Raw genomic sequence first — 19,319 nt, forward strand, 5'->3', positions numbered from 1 at the left:
TTGCCGATCAGCGCAGGCCCTCCGGAAGGTCGTGCTCGGACACCGCGACTCGCTGCTCGGGGCTGGTCCGGATGTGCTCGGACTCGGGGATCCGGCTCTGCAGGAAATCCCATTCGACCTGATCGATGGCGTCTTCCGCGCGGGAACGCACCGCCGCGTCGCGGGTGCCCCACGCGATCGGCATCGGGCTGACCATCTCCCACGTGGCGGCGTCGTTGCGGGTGCTGCGGTCGTTCAGGAGTGCGACGGACGGCACCCTGTCGCCCACCCTCTGCTTCTGACCGGTCCGGATCGGAACGTTGCGAGTGACGAGGGCGTACGACGCCCGGCCCGCGGAGGGCTTCGCGACGTCGATCAGCGACAGCAGGGTGACCGCGCGGGGATGGACCTCCGAGACGACGGCAGGCACCAGCGGGCTCTTCGCGTACAACTCCTCGATGCTGCCGACCTTCTTCGGCACCCAGAACGCCACCCACACGGACGTCAGTGCGGCGATCGCCACGACGACACCGAGGATGATCGACCAGGGGTGGGCGAGCAGGATCAGACCGGCAGCGGCGGCCGCGAACAGCAGAGCCACCACGATCGCCGACACCTGCAGGCGTCGCATGTCGGCGAACGTCTGGTTGACAGACTTCGCGTAGGGCCGGTCGACGGTGAACTCGAAATGTCGCACGGCCCCAGCTTAGAGGCCCCGGTCCGGTGGCAGGCGGTCACCCGATGGCGGGGCCCAGCAGATCGTCCGCGTCGGTGATCCGGTACGCGTACCCCTGCTCGGCGAGGAAGCGCTGCCGGTGGGCGGCGTACTCGGCGTCGAGCGTGTCGCGTGCCACCACCGAGTAGAAGTGGGCCTGGCCGCCGTCGTGCTTGGGTCGCAACAGGCGGCCCAGACGCTGAGCCTCCTCCTGGCGAGAACCGAACGTACCCGAAACCTGAACGGCAACAGACGCTTCCGGCAGGTCGATCGAGAAGTTCGCGACCTTGCTGACGACCAGCGTCTGGATCTCGCCCGCCCGGAAACGGTCGAACAGCTCCTCGCGCTCCTTGTTCTTGGTCGACCCCTTGATGACCGGGGCGTTCAACGCCTCACCCAGTTCGTCGAGCTGGTCGAGGTACGCGCCGATGATCAACGTCGGTGCATCGGTGTGCCGTTCCAGGATCGACTTCACCACCGCGATCTTGGTGTGCGCGGTGGAACACAGCTTGTACCGCTCGTCGGGTTCGGCGACCGCGTACGACATCCGTTCGGCGTCCGTCAGCGTCACCCGCACCTCCACGCAGTCGGCGGGCGCGATCCACCCCTGCGCCTCGATGTCCTTCCACGGCGCGTCGTACCGCTTGGGCCCGATCAGCGAGAACACGTCGCCCTCACGGCCGTCCTCGCGCACCAGGGTGGCGGTGAGGCCGAGGCGTCGACGGGACTGCAGGTCGGCGGTCATGCGGAACACCGGGGCGGGCAGGAGGTGCACCTCGTCGTAGATCACGAGACCCCAGTCGCGGGAATCGAAGAGCTCCAGATGCTTGTATTCGCCCTTGGTGCGCCGGGTGATCACCTGGTACGTGGCGATCGTGACCGGACGGATCTCCTTGCGCTCGCCCGAGTACTCGCCGATCTCCTCCTCGGTGAGCGACGTGCGCGCGATCAGCTCACGCTTCCACTGCCGTCCCGCGACCGTGTTCGTCACCAGGATCAACGTGGTGGCCTTCGCCTTGGCCATCGCCGCCGCACCGACCATCGTCTTACCCGCACCACACGGCAGGACGACGACACCGGACCCGCCCGCCCAGAACGAGTCGGCGGCCATCTCCTGATAGTCGCGCAGGTGCCACGTGCCGTCCGCGGATCCGGGGGACGTGCCGTCGAAGTCCAGGTCGATGGCGTGCGCCTCACCGTCCACGTACCCGGCGAGGTCCTCCGCCGGCCAGCCGACCTTGAGCAGCAACTGCTTGAGACGACCGCGCTCGCTCGGGTGAACCACCACCGTGTCGTCGTCGACGCGCGCACCGAGCATCGGGGCGATCTTCTTGTGCCGGGTCACCTCGGTGAGGACCGCGCGGTCCAGGCTGACCAGCGTCAGACCGTGGGCCGGGTTCTTCACCAGCTGCAGGCGCCCGTACCGGGCCATCGTGTCGACGATGTCGACCAGCAGCGGCTGGGGCACCGCGTACCGGGAGAAGTTGACCAGTGCATCGACCACCTGCTCGGCGTCGTGTCCGGCGGCGCGCGCGTTCCACAGGGCCAGCGGGGTGATCCGGTAGGTGTGGACGTGTTCGGGCGCGCGCTCGAGTTCCGCGAACGGCGCGATCGCCTGACGGGCGTCGTTCGCGCGTTCGTGATCGACCTCCAACAGCAGGGTCTTGTCGGATTGGACGATCAACGGTCCGTCGGTCACGGAAGCCTCCTCGAAAATGCGGTGCCGGATGTAGCCAGCCTGTCCATTGTCCTGATCTGAGCGACACCGCGCCACGTCGCGGCCTTCGACGCGGCCCGATACCTGCACATCCGGGGCGGTCGGGGCCTAAATTGAGGGACAGCCGGATGGATCGACCCAGAGACGAGGCTCGCGATGACCCAGCCCCCCGACGACCCCAACCGTCCCGATCCGAACGTCCCCGGCGAACCGCCGAACAACCCGCAGCAACCGTACCCGCAGGGTCAGTACCCGCAGCAGCCGTACCCGCAGGGGCAGTACGCGCAGCAACCCGGCCAGTATCCGCCCGGCCAGTACGGGCAGCAGCCCGGCCAGTACCCGCCCGGCCAGTACGGGCAGCCGCCGAAGAAATCGCGGAAGGGGCTGTTCATCACCCTCGGCGTCGTCGCCGTCGTGATCCTCGCCGCTATCGCCGCGTTCGCTGTGTTCGCCGTGAAGAGCGCCGACAAGAACGCTCTCGACGTCGGCGACTGCCTCTTCTTCGAGTCCGCGTCGACGACCGCGGCCGACACCTCACACGAGAAGCGGGACTGCTCCGACAGCGAGGCCACGTACGAGGTGGCGCAGAAGAACGACGGCGACGTCCAGTGCGCGGAGGACTACTTCTCGTACACCCTCGTGAGCGAGGACGAGGACGTGCAGACCACGCTCTGCCTCGTTCCGAACATGCTCGAGGACTCCTGCTACCTACTCGAGGACGACGGCCGGATCGTGCCGTCCGACTGCACCGACATGCAGACCGTCAAGGTCGTGAGACGCGCGGACGGCCAGAACGACGAAACCCTGTGCAGCGAGTTCGACAACGCATTTCCCATCGCGTTCTCCGAACCCGAGCGCACGTACTGCATCGAGGTCAATCTGGGTGGCTAGCCCCCGTGAGTACTTATTAACCGCCCGTGGTTAACAAGTACTCACAGGGAGTTAAATTCACGGGAATCGAGTCCGTTGAACTGCACGTTCCCCTTCGATAGCGTTCGAGATCAACCGAAATCACTGCGCGCGGGGAAGGTGGGAACGATGGCGCGAACCGAGCCCGACACCCGGCGTGGTGCCGGCCGTTCCGGCGCCAGCGCGGGCACGGTGCTGCGCACCGTCCTCGACCACGGGCCGATCGCGCGCAGCACGATCGCGCGGGTCACCGGACTCTCACCCGCGACGGTGACCACCGCCAGTGCGCAGCTCGTCGAACGCGGTCTGCTGCGGGAACTGCCGGAGATCTCGGGTCCCACCGGTCTGGGACGGCCACACGTCCCGGTGGACCTCGACGACACCCGCTTCGTCGTCTACGGCATCCACCTGGCGATGACCCACGTGACCACCGCGTTGCTCGACCTGCGCGGGCAGGTGCTGGCCCGATCCCGTGATCCGCACTTCGGGCTCGGACCGGCCGAGATCCTGCGGAACGCCGTGACGACCCTCGAGGGGCTGGCCGCCCGACACGGTGACGTGTCTGTCCCGATCGGCGTCGGATTCGCGGCCGGTGGCTGGATCGACTCGGAATCGGGTGTGGTGCGTGAGCATCCGATCCCCGGGTGGAACGGGTACCCGGTCCGGGCGGATCTCGAGCACAGCACGGGTCTGGACGTGCGGATGGATTCGCACGCGCGCGCCCTCATCGACGCGGAGGTGTTGTTCGGGGAGCCGAGGGCACGGGACAGTGTGGTGCAGCTCTTCGTCGGGAACGTGGTGGACGCCGCGTTCGCGACCGGAGGCGTGGTCCACCACGGACCGCGCGCGGCGGCAGGCGCGGTGGCGCACGTGCCCGTCGAGAACAGCGTCGAGGAGTGCGCCTGCGGGCGTACCGGATGCGTGCAGGCCACCCTGTCGGATCGGGTGCTGGTGCGCAGGGCGATGCAACTCGGCATCATCGAGCGGCCGATTTTCGGCGACCTCCTCGACGCGGGTCGACGTCGGCAGCCGGCAGCACTGGCACTGTTCGAGGAACGGGCGCACGGCGTGGGGGTGGTGGCTGCCCGGCTGCTCGATCTGTTCAATCCGGAGGTCCTGATCGTCTGCGACCAAGGCGTGAGCCAGATTCCGGGCACTCTCGACACGGTTCGGCGAGCAGTCGGGGAGTCGTCGGCGACATGTGACGACCCGTCACGGTCGGTGCTGTCCACCAGTTTTCCCGGGCGGGCACTGCCGGTATCCGCCGGTTCCGTGATCCTCGCGGAGCTCTACCGGGCGCCTCTCACCAGCTTCGTGCGGCCGTTGGCCGGCATATCGTGACATGTATCACAGGCCCCGAGTTAATTCGGTGGGAAGCAATGTTGACGTCGATTGCGCTGGATCGCAAGGATATTGGTGTGAACACCACCATGGCGGACAGTGTGCGTACATCCTCGTGTCGCTCCGAGTCCTGTTGTCGCCGCACGCGACCGGGTCGCATCTGACACCTCCCCGCTGACTTCGGCGGACGCTCGAAACACCTTTCCGTTCTTCCTCTTCGCTCCTCTGTGGCACTCGACGACCGCGTCCGGTGTGCCCGACCGGAGATCACATCCTTCGAAGGATCAATCATGTCCAGTTCACTCGTGTCTTCCCCCGGGTATCGGCGCCTCACGCGCGTCGCCTTCGCCGGCGTCGTGGCGCTCGGGCTCGCGTCCTGCTCTTCCGGTTCCTCCGGCGGATTGTCTCTCGATGACGCTGTCCCCGATCAGGTTCCGGACGGAACCTCGCTCAGCGTGTCGATCAAGACCACCCGGCTGCAGCTCGAGGCGACCGGCCAGCTCGCGGACCTCCCGTTCACCGTGTCGGACTGGCCGGACGTCAGTGCCGGTCCCGACGTGATCCAGGCCTTCCGGGGCAACGCGGTCGATCTGGCCACCAACGCCGCGATCCCGCCGATCCAGGCGCACGCCACCGGGCTCGACGCGAAGATCGTCGCGGTCCGGGAGAAGGAACAGCCGCAGTACCGGCTGGCCACCGCTCCCGGCTCGGACATCACGGAACTGCCGGACCTGCGGGGCAAGAAGATTGCGTTCTCACCCGGGCAGGCGCAGGGTGTGGTGATCCTGCGAACGCTGAAGGCGCAGGGTCTGACCACGAAGGACGTCCAGCTCGTCGAACTCCCCAGCCCGCAGTTCCTCACCGCGCTGCAGTCGAAGCAGGTGGACGTCGCGCCGCTGTCGGAGCCGACGGTGACGAAGTACCTGAACCAGTACGGGCCGGACGGAGCCAAGGCGCTGGCCACCGACGCCGTGGACGCGCTCACCGTGCTCTGGGCACCGGTGGAAGTTCTCCAGGACCCGGCCAAGGCCGCGGCGATCAAAGCGTTCATTCCGTTCTGGGCCCGCGGGGAGATCTGGGCGTGGGAGAACCAGGACGCCTGGATCCAGAAGTACTACGTGGAGAGCGAACAGGTATCGGCCGAGGACGGCAAGCGCATCGTCGCCTCCGTCGGGCAGCGCCCGGTCTACCCCGCCAACTGGGACGCCGCAGTCGAGTGGACGCAGGACACCGTCCAATTGCTCTCCGATGCAGGCTACTTCAGTGAGTTCGATGCCAACGAGTTGTTCGACCGGCGATTCGAGACGATCGCCGCCGACGCTGTTCCGGCCGAGTACCGGGGCGGTGTGCAGCGATGACCAGCACTCTCTCCGCGCCGGCACCGGCACGCAGTGTCGCCCCCGAGGCCCCGAGGCTCGGCGTCGCCGATCGGCAGATCCGCCGACTCGGGCTGCGTAAGGCGTTTCCGTTCTCCCGGCTGGCCGGTGTCCTGCTCCTCCTCGCGGTGTGGGCAGTGGGAAGTCTGACCGGCGTCATCGACGCGCGAAAGCTGTCCGCGCCGTGGACCGTGGTCACCACGGCCGTCGACCTGATCTCCACCGGCGTCCTGCAGGAACACGTCCTCGCGTCGTTGAGCCGCGCCGCCATCGGTTTCGCATTCGGCGTGGTGATCGGGACGGCCCTGGCCGTCGTCGCCGGTCTGACACGTTCCGGTGACGCCCTGATCGACGGGCCGATCCAGCTCAAACGCGCCATCCCGACGCTCGGCCTCATCCCACTGCTGATCCTCTGGCTCGGCATCGGCGAGACGTTCAAGATCGTGATCATCGCGCTCGGTGTCGTCGTCCACATGTACATCCAGACACACAACTCGTTGACGTCGATCGACAACCGGTACGTCGAACTCGCCGAGGTCCTCGGGTTGTCCCGGGCCACGTTCATCCGCAAGGTCGTACTGCCGGGTGCGATGCCGGGATTCTTTCTGGGACTGCGCCTCTCGGTGACCGGCGCCTGGCTCACCCTCATCGTCGTCGAGGGAATCAACGCGGTGACCGGTTTGGGAAAGATGATGTACAACGCACAGAACTACGGACAGTCCGACGTGATTCTCGTGGGGCTCGCGGTCTACGGCATCTTCGGTCTCCTGTCCGACTCCGTCCTCCGCTACATCGAAAGGCGGTCGCTGTCATGGCGCAAGACGCTCGCCGCCTAGAACCCGCCGCCGTGCAGGTGCGATCCCTCGTCCGCGGATTCGGCGACAAGACCGTACTCGACCGCCTGGACCTCGACATTCCCGACGGGCAGTTCGTGGCCCTGCTCGGAAAGAGCGGGTCCGGCAAGAGCACGCTGCTCCGCGCGCTCGCCGGCCTCGACTACGACGTCGAGGGCCGCGGCGGAACCCTCACGGTGCCCGAGGAGGTGTCGGTGGCATTCCAGGACTCACGACTGCTGCCGTGGCTGAGGGTGCTGGACAACGTGACGCTCGGACTGGGCCGCAGCGGCACGAGCAAGGGAACGTCGGCGCTCGCGGAAGTCGGGCTCGCGGGCCGGGAGAAGGCGTGGCCCAGCGAACTGTCCGGCGGTGAACAGCAGCGGGTGGCGCTGGCCCGAGCGCTGGTCCGCGAGCCCCAACTGTTCCTGGCCGACGAGCCCTTCGGTGCTCTCGACGCGCTGACCCGGATCAAGATGCACGCCCTCCTGCAGGAGTTGATCCGCCGCCACCGCCCGACCGTCCTGCTCGTCACACACGACGTCGACGAAGCGATCGCGCTCGCCGACCGGGTGCTCGTTCTCGACCGCGGGCAGATCGTCGTCGACGAGAGCATCGACATCCCGAAGCCGAGAGCGCTCGGCGACAGCAAGTTCCACGAGTTTCGCAACACGCTGCTCGGCGCCCTCGGCGTCGAGGTAGCGGCACAGTAAGGGAGTTACACCATGAGTTCGTCACCCCAGCGCCGGCTGCATCTCAACGCATTCCTGATGGCGATCGGACACCACGAGGCCGCCTGGCGCCTGCCCGAGAGCGATCCGAACGCCAATCTCGATATCAAGCACTACATCTCGTTGGCGCAGACCGCCGAACGCGGAAAATTCGACTCGGTGTTCCTCGCCGACAGCCCGGTGCTGTTCAGCAATCCGGAACGCAGGCCGAGCGGCAAGCTGGAGCCGACGATCATCCTCACGGCGATCTCCGCGGCCACCGAGAAGATCGGCCTGATCGCGACCGCGTCGACCAGCTACAACGAGCCGTACAACCTGGCGCGGCGGTTCGCGTCCCTCGACTTCGTCAGCGGTGGACGCGCCGGCTGGAACATCGTCACCACGGCCGGCGCCGATGCGGCGCAGAACTTCGGTCTCGACGACACCCCCGCGCACCGGAGCCGGTACGAGCGGGCCGCGGAGTTCGTGGAGGTGTCCACCAAGCTGTGGGACAGCTGGGAGGACGACGCCATCGTCGCGGACAAGGACGTCGCGATCCATGCCGACTCCGCCAAGGTGCACGTCATCGAACACGAGGGCCGGTTCTTCACGGTGCGGGGACCCCTCAACGTGCCGCGGTCGCCGCAGGGATATCCGCTGCTCGTGCAGGCCGGGTCGTCCGAGGACGGAAAGGATTTCGCCGCCCGGTACTCGGAGGCCATCTTCACCGCCCAGCCCACTCTCGACGAGGGGAAGGCGTTCTACGCGGACGTCAAGGACCGTGTCGCGAAAGTGGGCCGGGACCCCGAGCAGGTACTGATCCTGCCCGGCATCGTGCCGGTCATCGCTGACACCGAAGAGGAGGCCCGCGAGCTCGAGGCCGAACTGGAGAGGTTGATCTCGCCGGAATACGCCCGCAAGCAGCTGGCACAGCGGTTCAATCTCGAACCGGAGCAGCTCCCGCTCGACGAGGAACTCCCCGAGGACTTGCCGTCCGAGGACGACATCGAGGGTGCGAAGAGCCGGTACACGCTGATCGTGGACCTCGCCCGCCGCGAGAAGCTCACCGTCCGGCAGCTGATCGGGCGACTCGGTGGTGGTCGCGGTCACCGCACGTTCGCGGGCACCCCACTCCAGGTGGCCGACACGATCGAGTACTGGTTCCGGAACGGCGCCGCCGACGGTTTCAACATCATGCCCGCGGTCCTTCCGTCCGGGCTGGAGAAGTTCGTCGACTCCGTTGTCCCGATCCTGCAGGAGCGCGGACTCTTCCGCACCGACTACACCGAGACCACACTGCGCGGGCACTACGGTTTGCCGCGACCCGCCAATCAGTTTGCGGTCGAGAAGGATTCCACGCTGGTGTCTGCGCAGTGACGACGGAAGCTTCGGGGGAGAACGTCGGCTGGCTGCGGTACCTGTTCGGGTACTGTCTGCGCCAACGCCGTAATCTCGTTCTCGCGTACGGCGCGGCGGCGGTGGCCGCCGCGGCCACCGCCACCATTCCGCTGGCCGTCCGGCACGTGATCGACAATGCCGCGGTCGACACGAATCACGCACTGGCGCCGTGGATCGCGGTGCTCATCGCCCTCGCATCGCTCCGTTTCGCCGCCGCATACACGCGACGGTACCGCTCCGGGCAGCTGTCCCTCGGAGTGCAGTACGACCTGCGGGGCGACGCCTTCCGGTCCCTGCTGCGGCTGGACGGCGTCAAGCAGGACGGACTGCAGACCGGGCAGGTGGTCAGCCGGTCGATCTCGGACATCACGCTGATCCAGATGCTCCTGCAGTTACTGCCGCACATGGCAGGGAACCTGCTGATGTTCGCGATCTCCCTGGCCGTGATGGCCGTGCTGTCGCCGATCCTCACCCTGGTCGCCCTGGCCGTCCTGCCTGCGTTGTGGTTCATCTCGATGCGCAGCCGCGTCGACCTGTTCCCCGCCAATTGGCATGCCCAGGAACAGGCGGCGATCGTGGCCGGGGGAGTCGAAGCCGCCGTCACGGGGGTGCGCGTCGTCAAGGGATTCGGCCAGGAAAGCCGCGAACTCGAAGACCTCGAGAAGCGGGCAGGGGACCTCTTCCGTTCCCGGCTGCGCGTCGCACGGCTGACCAGCCGGTACAACCCTGCACTGCAAGCGGTCCCGATGCTGGGGCAGGCACTCGTCCTGGCACTCGGAGGATGGCTGGCGCTGCACGGCACGCTGTCGCTCGGCACGTTCGTCGCCTTCACCACGTACCTGGCGTCGTTCGCCTCGCCCGTGCGTCAGCTCGCCACGCTGCTGACCGTGAGCCAACAGGGCCGGGCCAGCGTCGAGCGCGTCCGCGAGGTGATCGACAACGCCCCCGCCGTCACGACCCCACCCGGCGCCGTGGACTTGCCGCGCGGTTCCCTCGAGGTGGTGTTCGACGACGTGGCCTTCGGATACGACCCGTCGAATCGCCTCCTCGACGGACTGTCCCTGCGGATCGCACCCGGCGAGACGGTGGCGGTGGTCGGCGCGGCCGGATCAGGGAAATCGACTCTGGCCATGCTTGTTCCGCGGTTGTACGACGTCGACGCGGGTGCGGTCACCGTCGGGGGGATCGACACCCGCCGGCTGTCGCTCGACTCGCTGCGCTCCGCGCTCGGCGTCGTCTTCGAAGACAGCTACCTGATGTCCGAGACGATCCGCGCCAACGTGTCCTACGGCCGGCCGGATGCCGACGAGGCACTGGTGCGTGAGGCGCTCCGCGTGGTGCAGGCGGAGGAATTCGTCGACGCACTGCCGGACGGCCTCGACACCGTCGTGGGGGAGCAGGGGGTGACGTTGTCGGGTGGGCAGCGGCAGCGGATCGCGCTCGCCCGCGCATTGGTGACCGATCCGCGGATTCTGGTGCTCGACGACGCGACATCGGCGGTCGACGCCCGTGTCGAGGCGGCCATTCACCACGAACTGAGCGTCGCGACCAGCGAACGGACCACGCTGATCATTGCGCATCGCCGGTCGACGCTCGCGTTGGCCGACCGCATCGCGGTCCTGGCGCACGGGCGCATCGTCGATGTGGGCACGAGCGCCGAACTCGACGAGCGGTGCCCCCTGTTCCGTGCGCTGCTGTCGAGCGCGGACGACGTGACCGCTCCGGACACGTCGAACGAGCCACCGGACGTCGACGGTGTCACCGCCGAACTGTGGCGCCGGGAGGACGGCGACGAGGCTTCCGGGGTGTTCGATGCCAGAGCCGCAGCGGCTTTCGCGACCGCAGCCGCGGGTGCCAGTGGGCCGTCGCGCGGAGGCGCGTCGGGCGGCATCCTCTCGTCGGCGCCGCCCAGCCCCGAAGTAATGGCTCGGCTCGACGACCTGCCGCCACTCACGGGAGACCCCGACGTCGCCGCGGACGAGGCCCGGGCCGCCGACCCGGCGTTCGGACTCCGCTCACTGCTGCGTCCGCTCCTCCTGCCGCTGGTCGCAGGCTTGGCGCTCGTCGGGCTGGACGCCGTCGCTCAGATCGCGGTGCCGGTGCTCGTCCGTACCGGGGTGGACCGGGGAGTGCTGCAAGGCGCCCGCGACCTGCTGCTCCTCGCGGCGGCCGCGACCATTCTGGTGGTGCTGCTGGACTGGGCCGTCAACATCGCCCAGGCGCGGGTGACCGGGCGGACGGGCGAACGGCTGCTGTACACGTTGCGGGTCAAGACGTTCGCGCAGCTGCAGCGGCTCGGGTTGCAGTACTACGAGCGAGAACTGGCCGGCCGGATCATGACACGCATGACCACCGATGTCGACAGCCTGTCCAACTTCCTGCAGACAGGTCTGGCGACGGCGGTGGTGAGCGGGTTGACGATTTCCGGTGTGCTGGTGGCACTCCTGGTGATCGACGCGGAACTGGCCCTCGTGCTGGTCCTCGTGGTGCCCGTCCTCGTCGCGGCCACGGTGGTGTTCCGCCGAAAGTCCGTGCCCGCCTACGCGGAGGCGCGTGATCGCGTCGGGATAGTCAACGCCTACCTGCAGGAGAACGTGACGAATATCCGCGTCACCCAGGCATTTCGGCGCGAGGATTACAACGCGGCCCAGTTCGCCCGGCGGGCCTGGGACTTCCGGGAGTCGCGGCTACGGGCCCAGCGGTACATGGCCCTGTACTTTCCGTTCGTCGAGTTCCTGTCGGTGGTCGCGACCGGGCTGGTGCTCGCGGCAGGGACGGCACGGATCCACGGCGGAACCCTCACCGTCGGCACCCTGATCGCCTTCGTGCTCTACGTCGAACTGTTCTTCGCCCCCGTACAACAGCTTTCGCAGGTGTTCGACGGCTACCAGCAGGCGGTGATCGGACTCGGTCGACTGCGGGGGCTGATGAGGACCCCGACCACCACGCCCCAGGCGGGCGATCCGATCGTCCTCGACCGCCTCCAGGGCGGCATCGTGTTCGACGACGTCCACTTCGCGTACGAATCCGGCAAGGGAGAGGCGCTGCGAGGGGTGGCGCTTCGCATCGAACCGGGCGAAACGGTCGCCCTCGTCGGTCAAACCGGCGCGGGCAAGTCGACGGTGCTCAAGCTGCTCGCCCGGTTCTACGACCCCACGCAGGGTGCGGTGCGCGTCGACGGTATCGACACCCGGTCACTCGACCTCGCGTCGTTCCGGCAGCGACTCGGAGTCGTACCGCAGGAGCCGCACCTGTTCGGCGCCACCGTCCGCGACGCCGTCGCCTACGGGCGCCCGGACGCGACCGACGCGGAGGTCGAGGCCGCCAGCCGAGCCGTCGGGGCCCACGAGATGGTGTCCGGCCTCGCCCTCGGATACCTGCAGCCGATCGGGGAGCACGGGCGCAACCTGTCGGCCGGACAACGCCAGTTGCTGGCACTCGCCCGCGCCGAATTGGTGGACCCCGACATCCTGCTGCTGGACGAGGCCACGGCGTCACTGGACCTGGCCACCGAGGACCGCGTCCGGCTCGCGACCGAGAACCTGTCCCGGCGGCGCACCACCGTCGTCGTGGCGCACCGGTTGAGCACCGCGGCGCGAGCCGACCGGGTAGTGGTCCTCGACGGCGGACGGGTAGCGGAAGTCGGAACACACGACGAGCTGCTCGACCGGGGCGGTGTCTACCGGGAACTCTGGGACGCCTATGCGGCTTCGCCGCCCGTGAGTACTTATTAACCGCGGGTGGTTAATAAGTACTCACGGGGCCGGAGGCCACGGTCAGGCGCCGATCGACGCCTTCATCATCGGCAGCATGGCCCACAGCTGGTCCTGCCAGTAGCCCCAGCTGTGGGTTCCCGTCGCCGGAAAGTCGTAGTGCGCGCCGATGCCGAGGGTGTCGAGCCGCACCTGGAAGGCACGGTTCTGGGCCAGCGCGATGGCCTCGAGACCCATACCGGTTCCGACGTTGAAGACGTCGATGGCGGATTGCGGCTGATCGTGCGGGCCGGGGAGGCCGGCGCCCGCCGAGATCCACATCGGCAGCCCGCGCATGAGGGGCGCCGCGACGAACGGGTCGTTGCGCAGCCACGCCGGATCCCACGGCGGTCCCCACATGCAGTCGGCGTTGTAACCGCCGGAGTCGAGCATCGCGATACGGATCGCCTCACGCATGCCCGGGGCCGACAGGTTCAGGTACCCGGACATCGACCCGGCGAACGTGAACTGGTCGCGGTGGTATGCGGCGAGGATCAACGCCGCGTTGCCGCCCATCGACAGTCCGGCGATGGCGTTGCTGGTGCGGCTGATGCCGTAATTGTTCGCCAGGAAGTCGGGCAGGTTCTGGGTGAGGAACGACTCCCACTTGTACGTGTACGGCTGACCGTTGGTGTTGCTGGGCGCGTACCAGTCCGTGTAGAAGCTGGACTGTCCGCCGACCGGTTCGACGACGGTGATCCCGTGGTCGGACAGCCACGCGGCGTTCGTCTCGTGCTCCCACCCGCTGACGTCGTTGGTCGCGCGGAGGCCGTCGAGGAGGTAGAGGGCTTTGTTGCTGCCGTTGTTCGCGAGCCACATCCGCACCTTGATCTGCCCGACCCCGCCGGGTGCGTCGACCCAGTGCTCACGCAGACGGCTGTACGGGTCCGCCGAGGCCGTTCCGACGCCGACGAGGACGAACGCCAGCGGCAGGATCACCACGGCAACCATCAGCCGGACGACGCCTCGTAACCAACTTTGTGACGGCTTCGTTGCTGTGACAATCACGATTCTGCCTCCTGGTAGTCGTCCCCGGCCAGGTACATACCAGCATCACGGTATTGCGCGTCCCGGAATTCCTCGGCGTTTGCGCAGAATCGTTATCTGACCCGTGAGTACTTGTTAACCGCCTGTGGTTAACAAGTACTCACGGGTCAGTCGACGCGGGCGACGGACGTGATGCGGTGAAGGGTGAACCGCCGGACCGCGCCGCTCGCCGGGTCGAACGCGTCGAGCTGGCCGCCGCCGACGCTCACAGGATCGACGATGCGGTGCGTCGCCACACCCTGAGCGTCGACGTAACCGATGGTCACGCTGGTGCGTTCCCGCGCCGCCGCGTTGAGCAGGGCGATGGTCGCGGCGCTACTGGCCCGCGACCCGTCGGAGCGGATGCTGCCGGATCCCCGGGCCGACGCGGCCAGGTCGCCCGCGCGGAGAGTCCGGACGACCGCGTCGAGTTGGGCGGCCGTGGCGACGGCCGGGGTGCGGCCGGCGGGAGCCTTGCGCCGGGTCACGACCCGGGCGCCGCGGGGGCGCAGGTCGACCAGTGCGCCGGACGAGTCCTCGCCTGCGGGCGCGAAACCGGCCGCCCGCAGTTCGCCCAGTACTTCCCGCAGCGGTGCCTGCGACACCGCCACCGTCGGAGCCAACGCACGCAGGGCCAAAGTTGCGGCCACCGGCGACGCCAGGACCTCCGCGAGCAGGGTGGGGTCCTCGCAGCGGACGAAGGACGCCGCGACCCCGGCCCGGAGCCGCCCGTGCCGCCTCGCGACGTCGTCGATCAGATACGACAGCGACTGCGGGACGGGTGTGCGCGACCGGGTCGCGAAGAGGCTGTGCAGTTCGGCGGCCGTCATCCCGACGTCGAGGGCACGCCGGACGCTGTCTTCGCTGATCCGGTACATCGACGCCGCACCGGCGGACTCGATGTCCGCGACCAGGGTGATCTGCTCCAGTAGGTCCGGAGTCAGAGGTCCGGGGGCGACGACGGTGAGGTCGGCCTGGACGAGGACGTGGTCGACGGGTTCGGGCAGCGACGCGTGCATCTCGGCCTCGGCGTCACCGCCGTGGAGCAGTGCGCGTCCGGGGGAGCTGAGCGCTCCGCGGGCGACGAGTCCGAGCGTCGCGGCCTCGTCGAGGGTGCGTTCGACCGCGTGGACCCGCAACCGGGCACCCCAGCGGGGGCGACGCCACGCCAGCAGTCGGCTGACCTCCGCCGGACCCGCGGAGTGGCCGCTGCCCAACTCCGCCAGCAGTCCGAGGATCGCCTGCCGGTCGCGCGGCGCGGACGGCGCGCGCACCTCCTCGGACAGCGCGGCGACCGGTTTGTCGTTGGCGTCGCGCATGCCGATGAACCACGCCATGCGCGGCAGTTCCAGCCATGCGGCGGCCAGAGCGTGCCACCGCCGGGCGACCGGCGCGGTGAGCCAGTTGTCGACCGCGGTGGTCGGGGCCCAGTAGTTCTCCCCGCTGTCGGACGTCGGCGCCGGATCCGGGGTGCCGCTCGCGATCAGTCCCGCGGCGGAGAGTAGTTCGACGAGTAGGCTCAGCCGGTTCTCGTCGATGCCGGACGTCTTGGCGATGCGGCGCAGTTCGCGGACACCGAGCCCACCTGCCCGCAGGGCGGGCGCCGGGATCTCGCCGAGAGCCTTGACGACGTCCTCGCAGTGGCGAACCAGTTCGAGCGCCTCGCCTGCCGCGGCGGCGTTGATGTCGGCCGGCTTGTGCTTGCGGCCCGTCACGGTGGGAGCGGCCAGCGACGTGGGGTCGAAGACGGCCTCCCCGCGCAGGACCTGCCGCACCTGATAGGGCAGTTCGACGGTTTCGTCGTCGATCCACCGCAGCAGCCCGGCGGCGAGGAGTCGCTGCACGGGACGGTCGGGGGGTGTTCCGGGGGCTGCGTCCCGGGTGCGTCCGATCGAACTCGACTTCGACAGGGTCTCGAGGATGTCCCGCTCGACGCTCTGCAGTCCGGCCAGCGCGGCCGTGATCCCGGGTTCGTCCAGCGTCTCGACGGGTTCGGCGCTGCGTCCGACCCGCCACGGGATGGTGGCCACGACAGCGGGAACGATGCGCAGCGACGTCTTGTCCCCCCAGACGATCCCCACGGACCGCAGACCGTCCAGCGTGGCGTCGACGGACTTCTTCGTCGCCCGCGACCCCACCGCGTCCTGCAGGGTGGCCCGCGGCACGGCGACCTCGTCGGCCCGTTCGAGCGCCAGCAGTTCGAGGATGCCGAAGTCCAGCGACGTCAGGTTGTCGGCCGCGCGGGCCACCGATGCCCGCTGTTCGGCGCGGCCGGCGAGGACGACGATCGTGGCAGGCGGTGGAACCGCCAGGTCGGGTCGCTTGCGGAGCAGATCCGTCAGTTCGGCGTCGCTGCGCGCGGCCAGCCAGTCCGCGAGGGTCGCGGCGCCGCGCGGGGAGGCAGCGGTGCCGTTGGTGCTCGCGGTGGCGTCGTCGGTGTCGGTCATCGACTATCAGATTAGAGACCTGGGCTGTACGTCGCCGAATGCTCCTGTCAAAATGGCACCGTGGCTAACAATTCGAAGAAGCAGTACGTGGATCCAGGGTGGCCCGAAACCGCCGATGGAGATAGCGCCGTGACCGAACTGTCGTCGAGCCGTGCGGGCGGATTGTCCCCGTTCGGCGAGGACACCGAGTTCCCGCTGCCGGCGGACTCGCTGCCGTACGCGCATCCGCACACCGTGATCAACCGCTGACCCGACGACACAAGAGGGGCCCTGCACCGGATCGGTGCAGGGCCCCTCTTGTGTGAATCGCGGGGGATTACTGCGGGAGCAGTCCCTTGTTCGCGTCGATGAGCTGCAGGATCTGGGGATCGATCGCGATGCCCTGAGCCTTGACGGCCTCGATCGCGTTGTCGACGACACCGGCGTACTGCGAGGTGCCGTTGGTGCTGGGGACGCCGCCCGTGAGGTCGGGGAGTGCCGGCGCCGCGGGGGCCTCGGGCACGGTTGCGGGGGCGGTGCGCTGGGTGGGTGCGCTGCTCAGGCCGAGGCTCGAGGAGCAGGACGGCCATGCGCCCCAGCCCTGGGAGTCGAGGACCTTCTCGGCGACGACGATCTGCTCTTCACGCGAGGCCTGGTTGGCGCTGGCCGCGTACTGGGTTCCACCGTGTGCGTTCCAGGTGCTCGGGGAGAACTGGAGTCCACCCTGGAAGCCGTTTCCGGTGTTGATTCCCCAGTTTCCGCCGGACTCGCACTGCGCGAGGCGGTCCCAGTCGGAGTCGGGTGCCGCGTTCGCGGTGCCCGAGAAGGCTGCTCCGGCGACGCCCATGATGGCGCCGGTGACGGCGACCTTGGCGACGGTGCGGCCGGTGGTGGTGGGCTTGCGATGGCGTCCGCTCATAGTGGTCGAGATCCTCTCCACACGCGCCTGCGAGGTCAGCTGTCGGGTTCGGGCTGAGAGGTCGCCCGGCCTCGCCTCTCCTGGCTGGAGAGGGTCTGGCTTCACCCCAAGATCCGAGTGTGCGAGGCACATTCGGGCCGGTGTCCGTCTGAGAACTTGCGTTCCCTGGAGGACTTTGGGTCCCCCGTCCTCGTCCCTGGAATGCTTCGTCGGGACTCCGGTACCCGCGGGACGAGGTTTGGCGCGGCGGGCCGGATGTGGCCGATGTTTCCTCGGCCGGTGACGACGGTAACGGGCCGAGGCCGCAGTGTCACCATTTGATAACGCGGAGTGTCTTCGCCTGTTGCGGGGCCCCATTGGGCGCGCAGGGACTCTTCCCAGCTAGTGGCGACAAGACGTGCGTATCGCCGAGCCGTTGCCCTTCCGTTACCGGGCCGTTATGTGAGTAAGCTCACATCACTGGGGAGCGTCGATGATGTCCTTGCCGAGGGGCATGAGCGAGATGGGGATCATCTTCAGATTTGCGACCGCGAGGGGGATCCCGATGATCGTGATCGCCATGGCGATTGCCGTCACGACGTGCCCGATCGCGAGCCACAGACCGGCGATGACGAACCAGATGACGTTGCCGATCAGCGAGGCCACACCTGCCGTCGGCTTGTCGACCACGGTCTTCCCGAACGGCCACAGCGCGTAGACGCCGACCCGGAACGACGCGATGCCGAACGGGATCGTGATGATCAGGATGCAGCACAGGATTCCGGCGACGAAGTACCCCAGCGCCAGCCACAGACCGCCGAAGATCAGCCAGATGATGTTGAGCAGAATTCTCATGATCGTCCCCTCGGTCGGTGGTCGGGTGTGTTAGCGCGAGCGTCTGCCCTGCCTCAGTGCCGCGACGATTCCGAGGAGGAATCCGATCGGGCACGCGAGGGCGATGAGATAGAGAACGAGGCCCGGTTCGGAATCGGAGAGCACCGGGGTCAGGAAGATCGCCACGATCGCGACGAAGCCGACCGCGAAGAGGGCGAGTGCGACGCGCAGGAGTCCGTCGCCCCTCCGGGGTGTCTGAGGAGTGCTCGAAGGAGTCGGTTCGTGGGCCACACCAGCAACGATAGTGCCTGGAAACCCGGATGCCGGAGGGGGTCTCTGCAAGGTAGACTGTGGGTACTGCGCGTCCCGCACCAGAGGTGGGGCGCGCTGTTTTGCATACCAAGTGCAACCAACTGCACTCCAAGTGATGAGCGGGTGAACGCGGTGCCGACCGGCAAGGTGAAGTGGTACGACGTCGAAAAGGGCTTCGGCTTTCTGTCGCAGGAAGAAGGGGAGGACGTCTACGTGCGTTCGTCCGCTCTTCCCGAGGGCGTCGAGGGCCTCAAGGCCGGTCAGCGCGTCGAGTTCGGCATGGCCGCCGGTCGACGCGGCCCCCAGGCTCTGAGCCTGAAGGTGCTCGACCCGGCGCCGTCGCTGCGTCAGAACGCCGCACGCAAGGAGCCGTCCGCCAAGAAGCACACGCCGGACGAACTCCACGGCATGGTCGAGGACATGATCACGCTGCTCGAGGCGAAGGTCCAGCCCGATCTGCGCAAGGGCAAGTACCCGGACCGCAAGACCGCCCAGCGCATCTCCGAGGTGGTCCGCGCCGTCGCGCGCGAGCTCGACAGCTGATTCGACGGACAACGGGAAGGCCCCTGCGCTTCGGCGCAGGGGCCTTCTTCGTGTGTCGTGTCAGGCGGTCTTGATCGACCAGGCTGCCCGGGCCTGCGTGAGCCCCTGCTCGTCGATGACGGCGGACGGCAGCTGGATCTCGACGCCGGCCAGCTGCAGGTCTTCCGAGGACGGCACGGTTACGGCGCGGGTCTCACCGGCGCGGTGAGCCTGTTCCTGGACGAGGACCTGCCCCGACGCGTCCTGGTAGACGACGAGCATGCGCCACGGCGCGTCGACGATCTCCTGTGGCAGCGACAGCTGCAGCGAGGAGCCGGGTGGCACGTCGAGTTCGGCGAGGTCGCCGGTTGTGCAGTCCTCGAGATACAGGTTGCAGTACGCCAGCGGGGGGATCTGCTCGGCCCGGTTGTGCGCGAAGGCGGTGATCTCGGGCAGGCGGGGCGAGGAGTTGCGGACCAGTGCGTACAGGACTCCGACGAAGGCCACCAGGACCACCATCAGGCCCACCACGATCAGTGCCAGGATCTTCTTGGTTCGCGCCTGCATTCTC

At 68.1% G+C, this 19,319-nt stretch carries 17 protein-coding genes and 1 riboswitch; of the genes, 9 read left to right on the forward strand and 8 right to left on the reverse strand.

The window, feature by feature from the left end; translation table 11 throughout:
- Positions 1-7 precede the first annotated feature (7 nt).
- Both QM841_RS01965 and QM841_RS01970 read right to left on the reverse strand, forming a co-directional pair.
- The gene (locus tag QM841_RS01965; protein WP_271210701.1) at positions 8-676 is read right to left on the reverse strand and encodes a DUF3239 domain-containing protein; all 669 of its coding nucleotides are present in this window, start codon (positions 674-676) and stop codon (positions 8-10) included.
- 37 nt (positions 677-713) lie between these two features.
- On the reverse strand, positions 714-2,393 hold the full coding sequence (locus QM841_RS01970) for a DNA repair helicase XPB (protein WP_009477999.1): 1,680 nt from the start codon (positions 2,391-2,393) through the stop codon (positions 714-716).
- Positions 2,394-2,567: 174 nt separating this feature from the next.
- Between QM841_RS01970 and QM841_RS01975 the strand changes: the two genes are divergently transcribed.
- The 7 genes from QM841_RS01975 (at position 2,568) to QM841_RS02005 (ending at position 12,712) form a co-directional block, all read left to right on the forward strand.
- Entirely contained in the window at positions 2,568-3,302 is a 735-nt protein-coding gene (locus QM841_RS01975) for an LppU/SCO3897 family protein (protein ID WP_283330721.1), read from the forward strand.
- 147 nt (positions 3,303-3,449) lie between these two features.
- Positions 3,450-4,661, forward strand: a complete 1,212-nt coding sequence (locus tag QM841_RS01980) for an ROK family transcriptional regulator (RefSeq protein WP_283330722.1) — start codon at positions 3,450-3,452, stop codon at positions 4,659-4,661.
- A 290-nt stretch (positions 4,662-4,951) separates the two neighbouring features.
- Positions 4,952-6,019 carry an ABC transporter substrate-binding protein gene (locus QM841_RS01985; RefSeq protein WP_283330723.1) on the forward strand — a complete coding sequence of 356 codons (1,068 nt, stop codon included), beginning with the start codon at positions 4,952-4,954 and terminating at the stop codon, positions 6,017-6,019.
- A complete protein-coding gene (locus QM841_RS01990) occupies positions 6,016-6,873 on the forward strand; it encodes an ABC transporter permease (RefSeq protein WP_283330724.1) in 858 nt (285 codons plus the stop codon). The genes QM841_RS01985 and QM841_RS01990 overlap by 4 nt, the downstream gene beginning before the upstream one ends.
- Positions 6,849-7,583, forward strand: a complete 735-nt coding sequence (locus QM841_RS01995) for an ABC transporter ATP-binding protein (protein ID WP_283330725.1) — start codon at positions 6,849-6,851, stop codon at positions 7,581-7,583. The genes QM841_RS01990 and QM841_RS01995 overlap by 25 nt, the downstream gene beginning before the upstream one ends.
- 12 nt (positions 7,584-7,595) lie before the next feature.
- Positions 7,596-8,957 (forward strand): LLM class flavin-dependent oxidoreductase, encoded by a 1,362-nt coding sequence (locus tag QM841_RS02000; RefSeq protein WP_283330726.1) that lies wholly within the window; start codon positions 7,596-7,598, stop codon positions 8,955-8,957.
- A complete protein-coding gene (locus tag QM841_RS02005; RefSeq protein ID WP_283330727.1) occupies positions 8,954-12,712 on the forward strand; it encodes an ABC transporter ATP-binding protein in 3,759 nt (1,252 codons plus the stop codon). Before QM841_RS02000 ends, QM841_RS02005 begins: the two co-directional genes overlap by 4 nt.
- A 42-nt stretch (positions 12,713-12,754) precedes the next feature.
- Here QM841_RS02005 and QM841_RS02010 read toward each other — a convergent pair whose 3' ends face one another.
- Together QM841_RS02010 and QM841_RS02015 are read right to left on the reverse strand one after the other, a co-directional pair.
- Positions 12,755-13,738 carry an alpha/beta hydrolase gene (locus QM841_RS02010; RefSeq protein WP_283330728.1) on the reverse strand — a complete coding sequence of 328 codons (984 nt, stop codon included), beginning with the start codon at positions 13,736-13,738 and terminating at the stop codon, positions 12,755-12,757.
- Positions 13,739-13,884: 146 nt separating this feature from the next.
- A complete protein-coding gene (locus QM841_RS02015; RefSeq protein WP_283330729.1) occupies positions 13,885-16,203 on the reverse strand; it encodes a helicase-associated domain-containing protein in 2,319 nt (772 codons plus the stop codon).
- A gap of 60 nt (positions 16,204-16,263) precedes the next feature.
- Here QM841_RS02015 and QM841_RS02020 point away from each other — a divergent pair, with 60 nt between their 5' ends.
- Positions 16,264-16,452 (forward strand): hypothetical protein, encoded by a 189-nt coding sequence (locus QM841_RS02020; RefSeq protein ID WP_025431899.1) that lies wholly within the window; start codon positions 16,264-16,266, stop codon positions 16,450-16,452.
- Positions 16,453-16,519: 67 nt separating this feature from the next.
- On the opposite strand, the gene QM841_RS02025 is transcribed toward QM841_RS02020, so the two are convergent.
- From QM841_RS02025 to QM841_RS02035, 3 genes are all read right to left on the reverse strand, one after another.
- Positions 16,520-17,101, reverse strand: coding sequence for a transglycosylase family protein (locus QM841_RS02025; RefSeq protein ID WP_283330730.1), 582 nt, complete (start codon positions 17,099-17,101; stop codon positions 16,520-16,522).
- A gap of 8 nt (positions 17,102-17,109) precedes the next feature.
- A riboswitch (cyclic di-AMP (ydaO/yuaA leader) is annotated at positions 17,110-17,323 on the reverse strand.
- Positions 17,324-17,557: 234 nt separating this feature from the next.
- Positions 17,558-17,935, reverse strand: a complete 378-nt coding sequence (locus tag QM841_RS02030; protein ID WP_280778625.1) for a YccF domain-containing protein — start codon at positions 17,933-17,935, stop codon at positions 17,558-17,560.
- 30 nt (positions 17,936-17,965) lie between these two features.
- Positions 17,966-18,205 carry a hypothetical protein gene (locus QM841_RS02035; RefSeq protein WP_280778624.1) on the reverse strand — a complete coding sequence of 80 codons (240 nt, stop codon included), beginning with the start codon at positions 18,203-18,205 and terminating at the stop codon, positions 17,966-17,968.
- A gap of 153 nt (positions 18,206-18,358) precedes the next feature.
- On the opposite strand from QM841_RS02035, the gene QM841_RS02040 reads away from it, so the two are divergent.
- A complete protein-coding gene (locus tag QM841_RS02040) occupies positions 18,359-18,769 on the forward strand; it encodes a cold-shock protein (RefSeq protein WP_005255275.1) in 411 nt (136 codons plus the stop codon).
- Positions 18,770-18,829: 60 nt separating this feature from the next.
- On the opposite strand, the gene QM841_RS02045 is transcribed toward QM841_RS02040, so the two are convergent.
- Entirely contained in the window at positions 18,830-19,315 is a 486-nt protein-coding gene (locus tag QM841_RS02045; protein WP_283330731.1) for a DUF2771 domain-containing protein, read from the reverse strand.
- Between the last annotated feature and the right edge of the window lie 4 nt (positions 19,316-19,319).

The organism is Rhodococcus sp. IEGM 1307 (assembly GCF_030056915.1).
Lineage (GTDB): Bacteria > Actinomycetota > Actinomycetes > Mycobacteriales > Mycobacteriaceae > Rhodococcus_F > Rhodococcus_F opacus_D.

Coding starts and splice junctions, on each gene's coding strand:
- QM841_RS01980 (WP_283330722.1), top strand. CDS start 3,450: ATGGCGCGAACCGAGCCCGACACCCGGCGTGGTGCCGGCCGTTCCGGC.
- QM841_RS02030 (WP_280778625.1), bottom strand. CDS start 17,935: ATGAGAATTCTGCTCAACATCATCTGGCTGATCTTCGGCGGTCTGTGG.
- QM841_RS02045 (WP_283330731.1), bottom strand. CDS start 19,315: ATGCAGGCGCGAACCAAGAAGATCCTGGCACTGATCGTGGTGGGCCTG.
- QM841_RS02000 (WP_283330726.1), top strand. CDS start 7,596: ATGAGTTCGTCACCCCAGCGCCGGCTGCATCTCAACGCATTCCTGATG.
- QM841_RS01990 (WP_283330724.1), top strand. CDS start 6,016: ATGACCAGCACTCTCTCCGCGCCGGCACCGGCACGCAGTGTCGCCCCC.
- QM841_RS01995 (WP_283330725.1), top strand. CDS start 6,849: ATGGCGCAAGACGCTCGCCGCCTAGAACCCGCCGCCGTGCAGGTGCGA.
- QM841_RS01985 (WP_283330723.1), top strand. CDS start 4,952: ATGTCCAGTTCACTCGTGTCTTCCCCCGGGTATCGGCGCCTCACGCGC.
- QM841_RS02015 (WP_283330729.1), bottom strand. CDS start 16,203: ATGACCGACACCGACGACGCCACCGCGAGCACCAACGGCACCGCTGCC.
- QM841_RS01975 (WP_283330721.1), top strand. CDS start 2,568: ATGACCCAGCCCCCCGACGACCCCAACCGTCCCGATCCGAACGTCCCC.
- QM841_RS02025 (WP_283330730.1), bottom strand. CDS start 17,101: ATGAGCGGACGCCATCGCAAGCCCACCACCACCGGCCGCACCGTCGCC.